The sequence below is a fragment of the Myxococcus hansupus genome, assembly GCF_000280925.3.
In the GTDB taxonomy this organism is placed as follows: Bacteria; Myxococcota; Myxococcia; order Myxococcales; family Myxococcaceae; genus Myxococcus; species Myxococcus hansupus.
In genome coordinates this window covers 5,625,982-5,639,970 of the sequence record NZ_CP012109.1, presented here as the reverse complement: position 1 = coordinate 5,639,970, position 13,989 = coordinate 5,625,982, and the positions used below count along the sequence as shown (strand labels likewise).

Genomic DNA, 13,989 nt, shown 5'->3' with positions numbered 1-13,989 from the left:
CGGCGTGGCAAAGCGCCACGCTTGTGAAGCACCGGTCATCCTTCGCGGACCCTCGGCACCTCGGCGGCCGGGCTGGCGACGGCGCTTCCATCCGCCTCCGGCGCGTGGGGCTCCGATGCCGATGAGTGCATGGAAGTGCCCTGAATCACTGTGGATATGCCCAGACTGGCTTGTGAGGCCATGGCGTCCATCGCCTGCCCTTCCTCCCAGGGAACCGAGGACAGGGCGCGGAAGCGGCGGGCGAGCGAGGACAGCTCGGCGGCCTTGAGCTGGGCCTGTCCACTGCGCAGCGAAAGGAGGGCGACCCGGGCCCGTTCCAACTGGGCGACCTCCGCGCGCAGGCGGGCGAGGATGCGCTCGCGGCGCTGTTTCAGCGTCCCCAGCCGCTCCACCTCCTCACCCAACGACGCCGCGGCCACCTCCAACTGCCGCCGCGCGACGGCGTCCGTGCAGGCGCGGGCGCTGCGTTCCAGGTCCTCGCGCTCGGCTTGCAGCTCCGCCTGCGCGCGCTCCTCAAGCTGCGCTTCCACGCCCGCCCACTCCGATGCCAGCTCCGCCGCGTCCCGAGTCATCCGGCCCAGCGTGCGCGCCAGCTCCTCGCGCGCGGGCTCTCGCGGCAGCAGCGCCAGCGATTGGCCGCATTGCCGGTAGAGCCGCAGCGCCCGCTCCGTCAGCGCATGGAAGTCTCCGGAGAGCTGCGGCAGCAAGGCCTCCACGCGCGCCTCCACCGGGTCCGCGGAGAGGGCGAGGTGCGCGGCCACCGAACTGAGTCCCACGAAGAGGCCCAGGATGCCGCCCGCCGCGCCCGCCCCGAGGAGCGCGGGAGTCGCCAGGTCCGTCAGCCGCGCGGCGAAGACGCGAGCCACCTCGAGTCCCCCCAGCGTCAGTCCCGCGCACAGCGTCGCGCCGAGCCCGAAGTGGAAGAGGGTGGGGCGCGCGTCCGCCACCTGTCCATCCTCACCCCGGTCGCTCAGTCGCGAACGCACCAGCAACGCTCCCGCCGCCGCTGCGCTGAAGGCGATGGTCCAGCCCGGCGCCATGCCCAGGGCATACGGCAGCGCGGTGAGCAGCACGCCCAGTCCCCCGAGCAGCCCGCGGTCCCACTTGTCGCCTCGTGCACATCCGAGCACGACGGCCGCGGGCACCAGCCACACCAGGGGCAGGGGCACGCCGAGGCGCGTCATCGCCAGGTGCAGCACACCCGCCCCCGCGCCGGCCATGAGCGCGCGCGTGACGGTCTGCTCAAAGGCCTCTCGATGATGGAGTTGCAATAGAGTGGCGTTCATCGACTCCCCACGAATGTAGGCCGGGCAGAAACTCTCCCTTTCACGCATGGGTGCCGAAAAAGGTCTGCCGATGAAGAGCTCCGCCGTTCCCGAGACGATGCGCGCGCTGGTCCTCACCGCCTATGACGGCCGGCCCGAGTCCCTGCGCGTCGAATCCCTCCCGGTGCCCAGGCCCTCCGCGGGCCAGGTGCTGGTGCGCGTGGCGGCGGCGCCCATCAACCCGGCGGACCTGATGTTCGTTCGTGGGCAGTACGGCATCCGCAAGCCGCTGCCCGTGGTGCCCGGCCTGGAAGCCAGCGGCACCGTGGTGGCGTCGGGGGGCGTCGCTGGGAAGCTGCTCGTGGGCCGCCGCGTGGCCTGCGTCGCGCCGGGGGAGGGTGACGGGCTGTGGGCGGAGTACGCCGCCGTGCCGCTGGGCCAGTGCCTGCCGCTGCGCTCGCACGTGTCCGATGAGCAAGGGGCCAGCCTCTTCATCAACCCCTTCACCGCGTGGGTGTTGATGGAGCGCGCGAAGGAGGGGCACCACGCGGCGCTGGCGCAGACGGCCGCGGCGGGCACCATGGGGCGGATGCTGCTGGCGCTCGCGAAGCGCCGGAGCGTGCCCATGGTGAACGTGGTGCGGCGCCCGGAGCAGGTGGAGTTGCTGCACGACCTGGGCGCGGAGTACGTGCTGAGCACCCACGAGCCCGAGTTCGAGGAACGCCTCCACCGCGTCTGTCATGAGCTCAAGGTGACGCTCGCGTTCGACCCGGTGGGGGGACGCCTCACCGGGCAGCTCCTGCACGCGCTGCCCGAAGGCGGCAGCGTCACGGTGTACGGCTCGCTCTCCGAACAGGAGTGCCGGATTGCCCCCGGTGACCTCATCTTCGGTCGCAAGCGCGTGGAGGGGTTCTGGCTGTCGGAGTGGCACCGGCAGGGCTTTGGCCCCGCGCAAATCAAGGCGCTGATGGGCGTGCCCTCGCTGGTGGGGCAGACGCTGGAGACGCCCGTGCGGGCCCGGCTCCCCTTGGAGTCCGCGGGGGAGGCGGTGCGCATCGCGTCGGCGGACATGACCGCCGGCAAGGTGCTTTTCGTGCCCGCGCCAGCGGACGCGTGAAGGCCGCTCAGCTCTTGTCGCGGGAGATGGGGCCCGTCTTCGCCTTCGTCAGTCGCAGGTAGTCCGCGGGCGCGAGCAGCAACTGCGTGCCACGCACCCCCGCGGAGACGGCGATGACGTCGAACAGCTCCAGCGTCTCGTCGACGAAGACGGGGTAGTCCTTCTTGCCGCCCAGGGCCGTGCAGCCGCCGCGGACGTAGCCCGTCAGCGGCTGGAGCTCCTTGAGCGGCACCGTGTCCACCTTGCGGTCCCCGCTGAGCCGGGCCAGGGCCTTCAGGTCCAGCTCCGCGTTGCCGGGGACCACCGCCATCAACACGCCCGTGCGGTCCCCGCGCGCCACCAGCGTCTTGAAGACCTGCTCGGCGGGCATGCCCACCTTCGCGGCCACGGTCTCCGCGGACAAATCGTCCGGGTCGACGTCGTAGTCGCGCAGGGTGTACGGCACACCGAGCGAGTCCAGGAGCCGGGCGGCGTTCGTCTTCACGGCCTCACATCCCCAAGGCGGTGGCGGCGGCCTGCACGCGCGCCAGGGCATCCTCGGGTGAGGTCCCCACCGCGGACAGGTGGCCCATCTTCCGTCCCTTGCGCGCCTCGCGCTTGCCGTAGAGATGCAGGCGGACGCCGGGCATGGCCAGCACGGGCTGGAAGCGCGGGCCTCCCTCCTTCAGCCACAAGTCACCCAGCAGGTTGACGATGGCCGCCGGACGCACGATTTCCACCGAGCCGAGCGGCAGGTTGCACACCGCGCGCACCGCCTGCTCGAACTGCGAGGTGAGGCACGCCACCTCGGTGGAGTGGAAGCTGTTGTGCGGACGCGGCGCGAGCTCGTTGACGAGCAGGCTGCCGTCCTTCAGCAGGAACAACTCGATGACCAGCAGGCCCTCCACCTGGAGGGACTCGGTGATGCCACGCGCCACCTCCGTGGCCCGGGACAGCACCTCGGGCGGCAGCGGCCCGGGCAGCAGCGACCACGCGAGGATGCGCTCCTCGTGGTGGTTGAAGGCGGGCGGATACACCGCCACCTCGCCGTTGGGGTTGCGCGCCACCAGCACGGACAGCTCGGACTGGAGCGCCAGCGCGGCCTCGACGACCACGGACTTCTCGCCCAGCTCGCGCCACGCGGTGGCGGCCTCGTCGGCGGACGTCACCTCCACCTGGCCGCGGCCGTCGTAGCCTCCCTCGCTGGACTTCACGAAGCAGCGTCCGCCCAGGGCCTGGATGGCCTCGGCCAGCTCGGCGGCGGAGTGCGCTTCGCGCCACGGGCCCAGCGGGAAGCCGCCCTTCGCGAGCCAGCCCTTCTGCCGGCCGCGGTGCTGAATCACGCGGAGCACCTCGGCGCCCGGGCGCATGGGGGCATGCCGCGCCACCGCCTCCAGCGTGGTGAGGGGAATCTTCTCGATTTCGAGCGTCACCGCGTCACTGGCGCGCGCCAGTGTCTCCGCCGCGGCCGTGTCACCGAAGGACGCGGTGATGCACCGGTCCACCACGGAGTGGGCGGGGCAGTCCGCGTCGGGGTCCAGCGCCTGCACCTGGAAGCCGAGCGTGCGCGCGGCCAGGGCCATCATCCGCCCGAGCTGGCCGCCGCCCAGCATGCCAATCGTGCCGCCGGGCAGCACCACGCGGGGGCTCATGACAGCTCCCGGTGCGCGAGCACCTCGTCGGTGCGCGCCTTGCGCCAGGCCGCGAGCCGCTCCCGCAGCTCCGGGTACTTGAGACAGAGGATGGCCGCGGCATGCAGCGCGGCGTTGGCGGCGCCCGGCTTGCCAATGGCCTGCGTTCCCACCGGGACGCCCTTGGGCATCTGGACGATGGACAGCAGCGCGTCCAACCCGCTGAGCAGCGTCGTGGGCATGGGCACGCCGATGACAGGCAGCAGCGTCTTGCTCGACACCATGCCCGGCAGGTGCGCCGCGCCGCCCGCGGCGGCGATGATGACGGACAGCCCCCGCGACTCCGCGGTGGACGCGTACTCCATCATCCAGTCCGGGGTCCGGTGGGCGGACACCACGCGCACCTCGTGCGGGATGCCCAGCTCCTTGAGGATGTCGATCGCGGGCTGCAGGTGCTCCAGGTCGCTCTTACCGCCCATGATGACCCCGACCCACGGGGTGACCGTGCTCGCCATTGGTGTGCGCACCTCCATGCGCTGTGCAGCCGAAACCAGGAGGAACGCGGAGATAGGGCGGGGGGATTCCACGGGTCAACACGGAAAGGCACGGGTGACGCGGATGGCACCTCGTCCTACCTGTATTCCCGGAGCGGACCCGGACACGGGGTGGGGCAGGGGACAGAGCCCCTGCCCGGCACCCTGGGCGGCTAGGCCGCGGAGACGGACCGGTCGCTGCCCTCACGGTAGAGGGCTTCGATGGCGTCGTTGTAGCGGGCCACGACGTTGCGGCGCTTCACGCTCATCTTCGGCGTGAGCATGTCGTTGGCGACGGTGAAGTCCTCGCTGGTGAGCAGGAAGCGCTGCGGGCGCTCGTAGCCCTTCACGTCACGGGTGAACTCGTTCACCTGCTCGCGGTAGAGCTGCTGCACCTCGGGACGCTTGAGCAGCTCGGGCAGGGACGACGTGTCCAGGCCCTTCTCCGTGGCCCACTTCTTCAGCGTGTCCACGTCCACGACGATGACGACCACGTTGTACGGCTTGTTCATGCCGTGGACCAACGCGTTGGCGATGAACGTGGAGAGCGTCAGCGACTGCTCGATGGGGCTGGGCACGACGTACTTGCCGTTCTCCAGCTTGTACTGCTCCTTGATGCGGCCGGTGATGTAGAGGTAGCCGTCCTTGTCCAGGAGGCCCATGTCACCGGTGCGGAAGCCGCCGTTCCCGGTGAACACCTTCTCGTTCTCCTCGGGCTTGTTGTAGTAGCCCATCATCACGTTGTGACCGTGGACGACGATTTCGCCCTGGGTCGCCTCGCCGGTGGCCGCCGTGTCGATCTCGATGCGAACGCCGGGCAGCGCCTTGCCCACCGAGCCAATCTTCCGGTTCTCCGGGAAGTTGGCCGTGGCGATGGGCGACGTCTCCGTGAGGCCGTAGCCCTCGTAGACGGTGATGCCGAGGTTGTCGATGAACTCCGCCACCTCCTTGGAGATGGCCGACCCACCGGAGAAGGCGTACTTCAACCGCCCGCCGAAGCGCGCGCGGACCTTGGAGAAGACCACCTTGTCGAAGAAGGCGTGCTGGAGGTCCAGCAAGCCGCTCGACTTGCCCTGCTCCGCGAGCGCGCGGCGCTGGGCCGCCACCGCGAGGCCGCGGTGGAACATGAACCGCGTCACCGCCTTCTCGCCGGCCATGCGCTTCTGCAGGCCGTCGTAGATGCGGTTGAAGATGCGCGGCACGCTGAAGAGCAGCGTGGGCTTCACCTCGGAGAGGTTGTCGATGATCTTCTCGACCGCCTCCGCGACGGCCATCGACGCGCCCATGGACAGGAGCGCGTGCAGCTCCACCGTCTGCCCGAAGACGTGCGCCCAGGGCAGGAAGGCCAGGGAGCGGTCCTCCGGCGTCATGGGGAACACCTCGTGCATCGCCGACACGTTGCGGGCGATGTTCTGGTGGCTGAGCATCACGCCCTTCGGCTGTCCCGTGGTGCCGGAGGTGTAGATGAGGCCGGCCAGGTCCGTGGGCTTGGGGCTCACCAGCGGCGTGGGCGTCTCCGCGCCCCGGCGCAGCAGCGTCGCGAAGCTGTCCGCGTCGCTGGTGGTGCCGCTGAAGCGGATGAGGTGCTCCACGTTCGGGAGCTCCGCGCGCACGGCCTGCAGGCGCTGCGCGATTTCATCCGTGGCACAGAAGACGACCTTGGCGCCGCTGTCGTTGATGATGAACTGCAGCTCCTTCACCTGCTGCGATTCGTACATCGGGACGTACGCGCCGCCGAGCGTGTACGTGGCGTACGCGCCCACGGCCCACTCCAGGCGGTTGTTGGAGATGACGGCCACGCGGTCGCCCGCGCCCACGCCCAACTGCGCGAGCCCCCCTCTCAGGTCGTCGACCATCTCCCCGAAGCGAGAGTAGGTCGTCCAGACCCACTGCCCGTTCTTCTTCTCTCCGAAGAGTTCGCGGCTGCCGAAGGTGGAGGTGCTGCGCTTGAAGATGTCGATCAGCGTCTGGAACTGCGGGAGCTGCATGAGGGGGGCTCCACTGGTTTGGGAAACAGGTTGATTTGAGGTGCCATAGCTTAGAGCTGAATGCATCCTCTGTGGGCCCCTTCGTGAAACTTCACGACCCGCCTGCACACGATCGTGAACACGACGCAGTGCGGCGGGTCTCCCGGATAACCCGTAGTCCGTTACATCAGTAGGTGGATCCCAGTTTCCCGAAGCTCTTGAGCGCCTTCACCTTGCTCTTCTTCACGAGCGAGCGCCGCGCGTCCTCGCCCTCCGCGCTGTCGTACTCGTCGAGCGCGGCCTGCTGCTCTGCCTGGTCGGTGGCGACCGCGGCGGCACCGGCGACGGCGCTCGTCTCGCGGAAGAGGGCCTGGTTCTGTTGCAGGTAGAGCTTCGCCTCGTCCTTGCGGCCCTCGCTGAGCGCCTCGGCGGCCTTCTGCATGTTGACCGCGCTGCGCGCCCGGGCGGCATAGACGGTGGCGTCGCGGTCTTGACGGGCCGCCACTTCCTCGCGCCGGTCCGTCACCACCGCGGACAGCGAGGCGGTGTTCAGCGCGGCGGCGTCGCGGATGAGGTCGGAGTACGCCAGCTTCAGGTCCACCACGGGGACCGTCCTGCCCACCGCGTCGCCGCTGACGTTGAGCCGCACCACCACGCGCTCCAACTGGCCCGCGGAGAAGTCCGGCAACGCCACCTGCACTTCATTGCCCGTCTGGCTGGCGCGGTAGCCGAGCACCTCACCCAGCGACGTTCCCGCGGGCAGGGTGAAGGTCATCGTCACGGCGCGCGCCACCGTCGTGCCGGCCTGCTGCAGGTCCTTCTGGAAGAGGGTGGAGAGCTGGGCGGCGTCCTCGAGGAAGCCGTAGGCGCCTGCGCCGTACTCGGCGAAGCCCTGCATCAGGTCCTCGTTGAAGTCGGTGCCCACGCCAATGGCGCTCAGGGTGATGCCGGAGGCGCGCATCTCGCGCGCCAGGCCGGTCAGGTCCGCGTCCGCGGTGAGGCCCTCGGTGGGCTGGCCGTCGCTCATGAGGATGAGGCGGTTGACGCCGAAGGACTGCTGCGCGGTGGACAACTGGTAGCGGCCCGTGGACAGGCCCGCGCCAATGTTGGTGCCGCCCTCGTCCCAGATGCCGTCCACGTACTGGAACATCCGCTCGCGGTTGCCCGCCGTGGCCTGCATGGCCGGCAGGCTCTTCACGTCCGAGCCGTAGTGGACGATGGCCAGCCGGTCCTCGTCGTTCAACAAGCCGATGAGGTGCCGCGCCGCCTGCTTCGCCTGCGCCAGCTTGTAACCGCTCATGGAGCCCGAGCGGTCGATGACGAGCGCCAGGTTCACCGGGCTCCGCTTCGCGCCGGGGACCTGGGCGCCCGTCACGTCGAAGGTGGCGAAGAGCTCGGAGGCGCCCGCGGGGATGTACGGATGCGACAGCCGGCTCGTCAGCGTGAGCGAGCCGCCCGTGGTGGACGGGGCGACGGGAGGAGGCGGCGGCTGCGGCGGGGGAGGCGGCGTCAGGACCGAGACGGTGTGGGGCTCTTTCGGGGTGCCGGCCCCCATTTGCGGAAGGCCGAGCACGAGGGCGGTGAGCGCGAGGCCACCAGCCAGACTGAGGAAGAGGACCGTTCGGTTCATGCGACAGGGCTCCTTGCGGAAGACGGCGCGGGCCCTGTCTTTACGAACCAGCCGCGCGGAAAGGTCTACCCCTCCGCGCGAAAAGTGTCGGGTGGCCTAACGCGGGATGAGCGCGCCGGCGCAGAAGAAGGGCGAGTTGTTCTCGCCGAACGTGCGCCGGTAGAAGGCTTCATCCGCGGAGCGCAGCGCCTCCAGCGTGTCCTGATCCAACAGCAGCGAGCGGCACGACATGCGGCCGGGCAGATCCGGGTTCACGTCGTTGGTGTCCGTCACGTCACAGGACGAGCCGCCCTCGACGCAGGGCTTGGTGCAGTAGCCGCGCGCCGGCGCGTTTTCGTTCAGCGAGCCGTCCTCGTTGAGGGCGCGGGGGTAGTCCTGATCCCGCACGCAGATCAGGTCCTCGCATTCGACGGAGCCGAAGGAGATGAAGTCCTGCCGCGGGGCGATCTCACGCTCCAGGATGGGCATGGTGCGGGAGTTGTTGGCCGCCTCCTCTTCGGGGGTCGCCTTGCGCACCAGCGTGCAGGGCTTGCCAATCTCGCTGGCCACCTCACAGCCACCCAGCAGCAGCGCGGTGGACATCATGAGGGCGGTTCGCACGAACATCTTCATGGGACCTCGGACCTCTACAAAGGGGGGATGGGGCACGGGACCTCGGGCCCGCGAGCCCGGGAAGGGTAGCACAGCCCCCTGGAACACCAACGTCCCCGTACGACGGTGCGACGGGTGGAATTATGAAGGAATACCGGAGGGATAGGTCGAGAGCAGGCGTGCTCGGAGCGGTTGATGGTTGGGAATACGACCGATAGGATGTGCAAGCCGAGAGTCGCGCTGAACCCCCGGTGGCAGTTACGCCCCCCTCCCTCACGGAGCCTCCGGATTTGAACCGCCCCAAGTTGCTGCTCGCCCTGTGTCTGGTGCCCGCGCTGGCATCCGCTCAGAGCCAGGAAGGCATGGGACTCGACCTCACCGACGAGTCGCAGGCCGAGTCATCGCAGGACGCAGAATCACCCGTGCCTCCTCCCGTCGAGGAGGCCACTCCGGCCGCGGCGTCCCGCCCCGCGGACGAGCCATTGGAAGCGGATCCGCAGTTGCCGTTGGTGGACATCACCCAGGAAGACCGGGTGAAGAGCGTCCAGCGGAAGGTCTACCTCAAGAAGGGCCGCTTCGAGCTGACGCCGCTCCTGAGCCTCTCGGTCAACGACCCCTTCTATTCGAAGGTGGGGCTGGCGGTCCGGGGCGCCTACTACCTGGCCGACACGCTGGCCATCTCGGCCCGCGCGACGGCGATGCAGGTGGTGCCGTCGGATGACGTGCGCACCGCCAAGCGGACCTTCAACAGCAAGATCTTCTACTCCGTGCCCCAGTGGTCCGCGATGGGCGACGTGGAGTGGAGCCCCATCTACGGCAAGGTGGCCTTCCTCAACTCCATCCTCCACTTCGACGGCTACCTGCTGGCGGGCGCGGGCGTGGTGAGGACGGAGACCTCGGCGCTTCCAGGGCGGGGGCTCAATCCGGCCGCGGACCTGGGCCTGGGCATGCGCTTCGTGGCCCAGGACTACATCGCCGTGAACGTGGCCCTCATCAACACCTCCTATGTGGATCAGCCCCTGGGCAGCAGCAAGGGCGCCATCCAGAACGTCATGACGCTCAACGCAGGCATCTCGCTGTTCCTGCCCTTCAAGTCGACGGGGAGGGACTCCGAATGAAGCGCCTTCTTCGTGTGCTTCTCGCCCTGTGTCTCACCGCGCCCGCGCTGGGGTTCGCCCAGACGGCCGAGGAGACGGAGGCCGGCGACGTGTCCGAGGTGGACAAGGACCGGCTCGGGCCCCTGCGTGAGCGCGTCCGGCCGGTCTCCGGCCACGTGTTCCTCAAGAAGGGCCGCTTCGAGTTCAGCCCGTCCGCGACGCTGTCGCTGCGTGACGCGTTCTACAGCAAGTACATCTTCGGCGGCACGCTGACCTACCACCCCATGGAGACGCTGGGCATCAGCCTGCGCGTGGGCTACTCCGTGAACACGGTGGCGGGCGCGGCGCAGAAGTGCACCTTCGGCGACGGTGGTGAAGGCTCCACGCGCGGCTGCGTGCCTCCCACGATGGACGAGCTCGACGGCAACGCCCCCGGGCAGATCCGGCTGCTGGGCGGCGCGGACGTCCAGTGGGCGCCCATCTACGGCAAGGTGTCGCTGCTGGCCGAGACGTTCGTCCACTTCGACCTGTACGGCATCGCGGGTGCCTCCGTGGTGCAGTACCGCGGTCCCGGCGAGACCCCGGGCAGCCTGGCGCAGAACTACCTGACCCCCGGCGCCAACCTGGGCGTGGGCGCGCGTTTCTTCCTCAACCGGTGGATCACGCTGCGCACCGAGCTGCGTGACCTCATCTACGTGGAGAAGGGCACCGAGGTCTCCGGCAACTACCTGCGCAACCAGCTCCTGTTCGAGCTGGGCGTCTCCTTCTTCTTCGGGTCCGAGTCATGATGCGCTCCATTCGGCTCATCCGCGTCGCCGTCATCGGGCTGTCGCTCGCATGGACGGCCCCCACGTTCGCGCAGAGCTTCGAGGGGCTGGACCTGTCCGGTCAGTCCAAGAAGAAGAAGCGTCCCACGGGCAAGAAGAAGAAGCCCGCCCGCGGCAAGGCCCGCACCGACAAGTCGAAGGCCGCGCCCGTTCAAGAGGATGACGGGGACGACGACGACACCTCCGCCGACGACACGTCTTCTTCCGTGGCGCCCGCCTCGGAGTCGACGACGCCCGCGCGCGCGCCTTCGCCCACCCCCGCCGCGCCGCCGGCGAACACGGGCATGGGGCTGGACCTGACGCAGGAGTCGCCCAAGCCGGCCGCGCCCACCATGTCCTTCGACGCGGTGGACGTCTCCGGCAAGACGGCCGACCGCCAGCGCCTGGAAGTGGCCGTCAGTCTCTTCAAGAACGACGAGTACGAGAAGGCCTCCATGGCGGCGCACGAGCTGCTGGGAGACCCGAAGCTGGCGGGCCTGCACACCGAGGCGCGCTACGTGCTGGCCAAGTCGCTCTACCGCATGGGCATGTACCACTCGTCCCTGGGTGAGTTCTCCAAGATCCTCTCCCTGGGGCCGTCCACCAAGTTCTTCAAGACGAGCCTGGAGTGGCTGTTCTTCATCAGCCGCAAGACGAAGAACGAGACGGTCATCCTCGACGAGATTGCCCGGCACGCGAACCAGGAGTTCCCGGAGAAGTACCGCAACGAGTTCCGCTACCTGCTGGCGCGCTACCACTTCGTGCGTGGCCGCGCGTTGGACCAGGTGGGGCAGCCGGAGGAGGCGGACAAGAGCTTCGCGGAAGTGAAGCGCCTGGCGCTCACCATCCCGCAGACGGACACGTTCTTCCCCCGCGCCAAGTACCTGGAGGGTCTGTCCTCCTTCCGCAACGGCAGCCGTCAGAAGGACGCGGCGTCCAAGCGGGCCAACGGCGAGATGCTGGCGGCCATCGAGGCGATGAAGGAAGTGGTGCGCCTCACCCGTCCGGTGGCGGGCAAGAGCGCCGAGCAGGCGAAGCTGGACAAGTCGCTGCGCGAGCTGGCCTTCATGCAGCTTGCCCGGACGCACTACGGCATGCAGCAGAACCGCTTCGCGCTCTTCTACCTGGGCAAGGTGGAGCGCGGTAACACCCAGTGGCTGGAGTCGCTCTTCGAGTCGAGCTGGGCCAACTACCGCGTGGGCCAGTACGAGCAGGCGCTGGGCAACCTCATCACCCTGTCGTCGCCCTTCTTCCGCGAGGAGTACTTCCCGGAGGCCCTCATCCTGAAGGCGGTCATCTATTACGAGAACTGCCGCTACCGGGAGTCCAACATCATCCTCCAGGACTTCGAGCGCACCTACCTGCCGGTCCACGACCAGCTCGAGGCGCATGTGAAGAAGAACATGGACGCCAGCGAGTACTACTCGGTGCTGGCCGAGGTTCAGAAGAAGAACAAGGAAGGCCTGGAGAAGAACGAGACGGACGTCATCCTGGAGCGCATCCTCCGGCTGGCCCTCACGGACCAGGACCTGCGCAAGACGAACGACTCCATCCTCGAGCTCGAGGGGGAGATGGACGCCTTCGCGAACCGGCCGGACACCTTCAAGTACTCCGAGCTGAGCAAGTCCCTGCTGGACGGGCTCAAGGTGCAGCGCACGGCGCTCATCTCCGAAGGCCGGCATCATGGCCAAGGGCAAGCTGGAGACGGAGCTCGTGGCGCTCAAGCAGCTCCTCGCAAACGGCCTGCGCATCAAGTTCGAGACGACCACCAAGGAGAAGGAGTTCCTGGAGGAGCAGCTCAAGGCGGGCGGCCGCACGGCCATCGTCAAGAAGTACAAGTACTCCGTCGCCGTGCAGGACGACCAGCTCTACTGGCCGTACGAGGGCGAGTACTGGCGTGACGAGCTGGGCACCTACCAGTACACGATGACGAAGGGCTGCATCGAGCGCGACACCGCGAACCGTGGCGTCCAGTCCGCCGAGGCGATGTAACGCGCTTCGGCCCAGGACTTCTCCCCATTCCAGCCGCCGGGGCGCTATCTTCGCGCCCTGGCGGTTTTCTTTTGCGCAAAGGGGCATCCGGTGGTGCGGCGGGCGGCGTCACTCCGTGTCGTCTTCGGAATCGTGGCGCTGGACCTCATCGGGTTCGGCATCCTGATTCCCCAGTTGGGCGTGTACGGCGTGCGGTTCGGCGCCTCGCCCTTCACGGTGGGGCTCCTCATCTCCATCTACTCGTTGATGCAGTTGGTGTCGGCCCCGGTGCTGGGCCGGCTCAGTGACAGGTACGGCCGCCGGCCCGTGCTGCTGATGAGTCAGGTGGGCTCGCTGCTGGCGTACCTACTGTTCGCCTTCGCGCAGTCGCTGCCGCTGCTGTTCCTGGCGCGTGTCATCGACGGCATCTCCGGTGGCAACATCTCCACCGCGCAGGCGGTGGTGGCGGACATCACCCCTGCGCGGGACAGGGCGCGGGGAATGGGCGTGATTGGCGCGGCCTTCGGGCTGGGCTTCGTGCTGGGACCGGCGCTGGGCGGCTTCCTGGGCGCCTGGGGCGGCAACCTCGCCATCGGTCTGTTCGCGGCGGGATTGGTGGCCATCAACCTGACGGGCACGTACTTCTACCTGCCGGAGACCCGCGTGGCGGGCCGTCCCGGCGAGGGCCACGCGCGGACGCTCAAGGGCGCCACGCTGGCCATGAACCTGCCGGTGGTGGGGCGGTGCCTGGTGCTGATGCTGGTGTTCACCACCGCCTTCGCGCAGATGGAGGGCACCTTCTCCGTCTACCTGCTGACGCGCTTCCTGTCGTCCGGCCCGGTGCCGCTCCAGGAGGGTGGGTTGTTCCTCCGCGCGGCGGTGACGGACCTGGACGTGCTGCGCGAGGCCAGCCTGCGCTCGGGCTGGCTCTTCGCGGCCATTGGCGTGATTTCGGTGCTCGTGCAGGGCGGCCTGGTGCGCCGGCTGACGGGGGGGCCGGGCAGCAAGCCCGGGCGCGAGGCGCTGCTGGCCACGGTGGGCTTCGGCCTGACGGCGGCCGGACTGGCCCTGTTGCCGGTGGCGCCGGACTATGCGTGGCTCTTCCCGGTGATGGGGCTGTTGGCGGTGGGCTCGGCGTTGGTGACGCCGTGTCTGTCCGCCCTGGTATCCCTGCATGCTCCGCCGGAGCGGCTGGGGGCGGTGCTGGGGGCCTACCAGGCCTTTGGCTCACTGGGGCGGATTCTGGGGCCGGCGTTGGGCGGGTGGCTCTTCACCCGACTGGGGCCGGGGGCGCCGTATGGGACGGCGGCGGCAATGGTGGCGTTGTCGGGACTTTTGGGCTTGTCCCTGGTGACGCAGGCGAGAATGGCAGGCGCGGGGGCCGAACAAAGGTCCTAAGATG

11 protein-coding genes and 1 pseudogene are annotated in these 13,989 nt (G+C 68.9%); 5 read left to right on the top strand and 7 right to left on the bottom strand.

The window, feature by feature from the left end:
- Window positions 1-35: 35 nt before the first annotated feature.
- The gene (locus A176_RS21770; protein ID WP_002639031.1) at window positions 36-1,286 is read right to left on the bottom strand and encodes a coiled-coil domain-containing protein; all 1,251 of its coding nucleotides are present in this window, start codon (window positions 1,284-1,286) and stop codon (window positions 36-38) included.
- 70 nt (window positions 1,287-1,356) lie between these two features.
- Here A176_RS21770 and A176_RS21765 point away from each other — a divergent pair, with 70 nt between their 5' ends.
- Complete coding sequence (locus A176_RS21765; protein WP_002639032.1) at window positions 1,357-2,382, top strand: zinc-binding dehydrogenase; 1,026 nt, start codon at window positions 1,357-1,359, stop codon at window positions 2,380-2,382.
- Window positions 2,383-2,389: 7 nt separating this feature from the next.
- On the opposite strand, the gene ybaK is transcribed toward A176_RS21765, so the two are convergent.
- The 6 genes from ybaK to cglC form a co-directional block, all read right to left on the bottom strand.
- A complete protein-coding gene (gene ybaK / locus A176_RS21760; protein WP_002639033.1) occupies window positions 2,390-2,866 on the bottom strand; it encodes a Cys-tRNA(Pro) deacylase in 477 nt (158 codons plus the stop codon).
- Window positions 2,867-2,870: 4 nt separating this feature from the next.
- On the bottom strand, window positions 2,871-4,013 hold the full coding sequence (gene purK, locus A176_RS21755) for a 5-(carboxyamino)imidazole ribonucleotide synthase (RefSeq protein WP_002639034.1): 1,143 nt from the start codon (window positions 4,011-4,013) through the stop codon (window positions 2,871-2,873).
- Window positions 4,010-4,507, bottom strand: coding sequence for a 5-(carboxyamino)imidazole ribonucleotide mutase (purE, locus tag A176_RS21750; RefSeq protein ID WP_002639035.1), 498 nt, complete (start codon window positions 4,505-4,507; stop codon window positions 4,010-4,012). Before purE ends, purK begins: the two co-directional genes overlap by 4 nt.
- A 191-nt stretch (window positions 4,508-4,698) precedes the next feature.
- On the bottom strand, window positions 4,699-6,513 hold the full coding sequence (locus A176_RS21745) for an AMP-dependent synthetase/ligase (RefSeq protein WP_002639036.1): 1,815 nt from the start codon (window positions 6,511-6,513) through the stop codon (window positions 4,699-4,701).
- Between the two features lie 166 nt (window positions 6,514-6,679).
- The gene (locus A176_RS21740; protein ID WP_002639037.1) at window positions 6,680-8,122 is read right to left on the bottom strand and encodes a vWA domain-containing protein; all 1,443 of its coding nucleotides are present in this window, start codon (window positions 8,120-8,122) and stop codon (window positions 6,680-6,682) included.
- Window positions 8,123-8,218: 96 nt separating this feature from the next.
- The gene (gene cglC, locus A176_RS21735; protein ID WP_226994409.1) at window positions 8,219-8,728 is read right to left on the bottom strand and encodes an adventurous gliding motility lipoprotein CglC; all 510 of its coding nucleotides are present in this window, start codon (window positions 8,726-8,728) and stop codon (window positions 8,219-8,221) included.
- Between the two features lie 275 nt (window positions 8,729-9,003).
- Here cglC and A176_RS21730 point away from each other — a divergent pair, with 275 nt between their 5' ends.
- The 4 genes and pseudogenes from A176_RS21730 (at window position 9,004) to A176_RS21715 (ending at window position 13,985) form a co-directional block, all read left to right on the top strand.
- Window positions 9,004-9,831 (top strand): outer membrane beta-barrel domain-containing protein, encoded by an 828-nt coding sequence (locus A176_RS21730; protein ID WP_002639039.1) that lies wholly within the window; start codon window positions 9,004-9,006, stop codon window positions 9,829-9,831.
- Window positions 9,828-10,598: an outer membrane beta-barrel domain-containing protein gene (locus A176_RS21725; RefSeq protein ID WP_002639040.1), complete on the top strand. Its 771-nt coding sequence runs from the start codon at window positions 9,828-9,830 to the stop codon at window positions 10,596-10,598. Before A176_RS21730 ends, A176_RS21725 begins: the two co-directional genes overlap by 4 nt.
- Window positions 10,595-12,608, top strand: a pseudogene (gene gltC, locus A176_RS21720) (adventurous gliding motility protein GltC). Before A176_RS21725 ends, gltC begins: the two are co-directional and overlap by 4 nt.
- A 90-nt stretch (window positions 12,609-12,698) precedes the next feature.
- A complete protein-coding gene (locus A176_RS21715) occupies window positions 12,699-13,985 on the top strand; it encodes an MFS transporter (protein ID WP_002639043.1) in 1,287 nt (428 codons plus the stop codon).
- Window positions 13,986-13,989: the final 4 nt, after the last annotated feature.

Bases quoted from the DNA above. Each gene is read 5' to 3' on its own strand.
- A176_RS21770 (WP_002639031.1), bottom strand. From the start codon at position 1,286: ATGAACGCCACTCTATTGCAACTCCATCATCGAGAGGCCTTTGAGCAG.
- A176_RS21765 (WP_002639032.1), top strand. From the start codon at position 1,357: ATGAAGAGCTCCGCCGTTCCCGAGACGATGCGCGCGCTGGTCCTCACC.
- purK (WP_002639034.1), bottom strand. From the start codon at position 4,013: ATGAGCCCCCGCGTGGTGCTGCCCGGCGGCACGATTGGCATGCTGGGC.
- purE (WP_002639035.1), bottom strand. From the start codon at position 4,507: ATGGCGAGCACGGTCACCCCGTGGGTCGGGGTCATCATGGGCGGTAAG.
- A176_RS21745 (WP_002639036.1), bottom strand. From the start codon at position 6,513: ATGCAGCTCCCGCAGTTCCAGACGCTGATCGACATCTTCAAGCGCAGC.
- A176_RS21740 (WP_002639037.1), bottom strand. From the start codon at position 8,122: ATGAACCGAACGGTCCTCTTCCTCAGTCTGGCTGGTGGCCTCGCGCTC.
- cglC (WP_226994409.1), bottom strand. From the start codon at position 8,728: ATGTTCGTGCGAACCGCCCTCATGATGTCCACCGCGCTGCTGCTGGGT.
- A176_RS21725 (WP_002639040.1), top strand. From the start codon at position 9,828: ATGAAGCGCCTTCTTCGTGTGCTTCTCGCCCTGTGTCTCACCGCGCCC.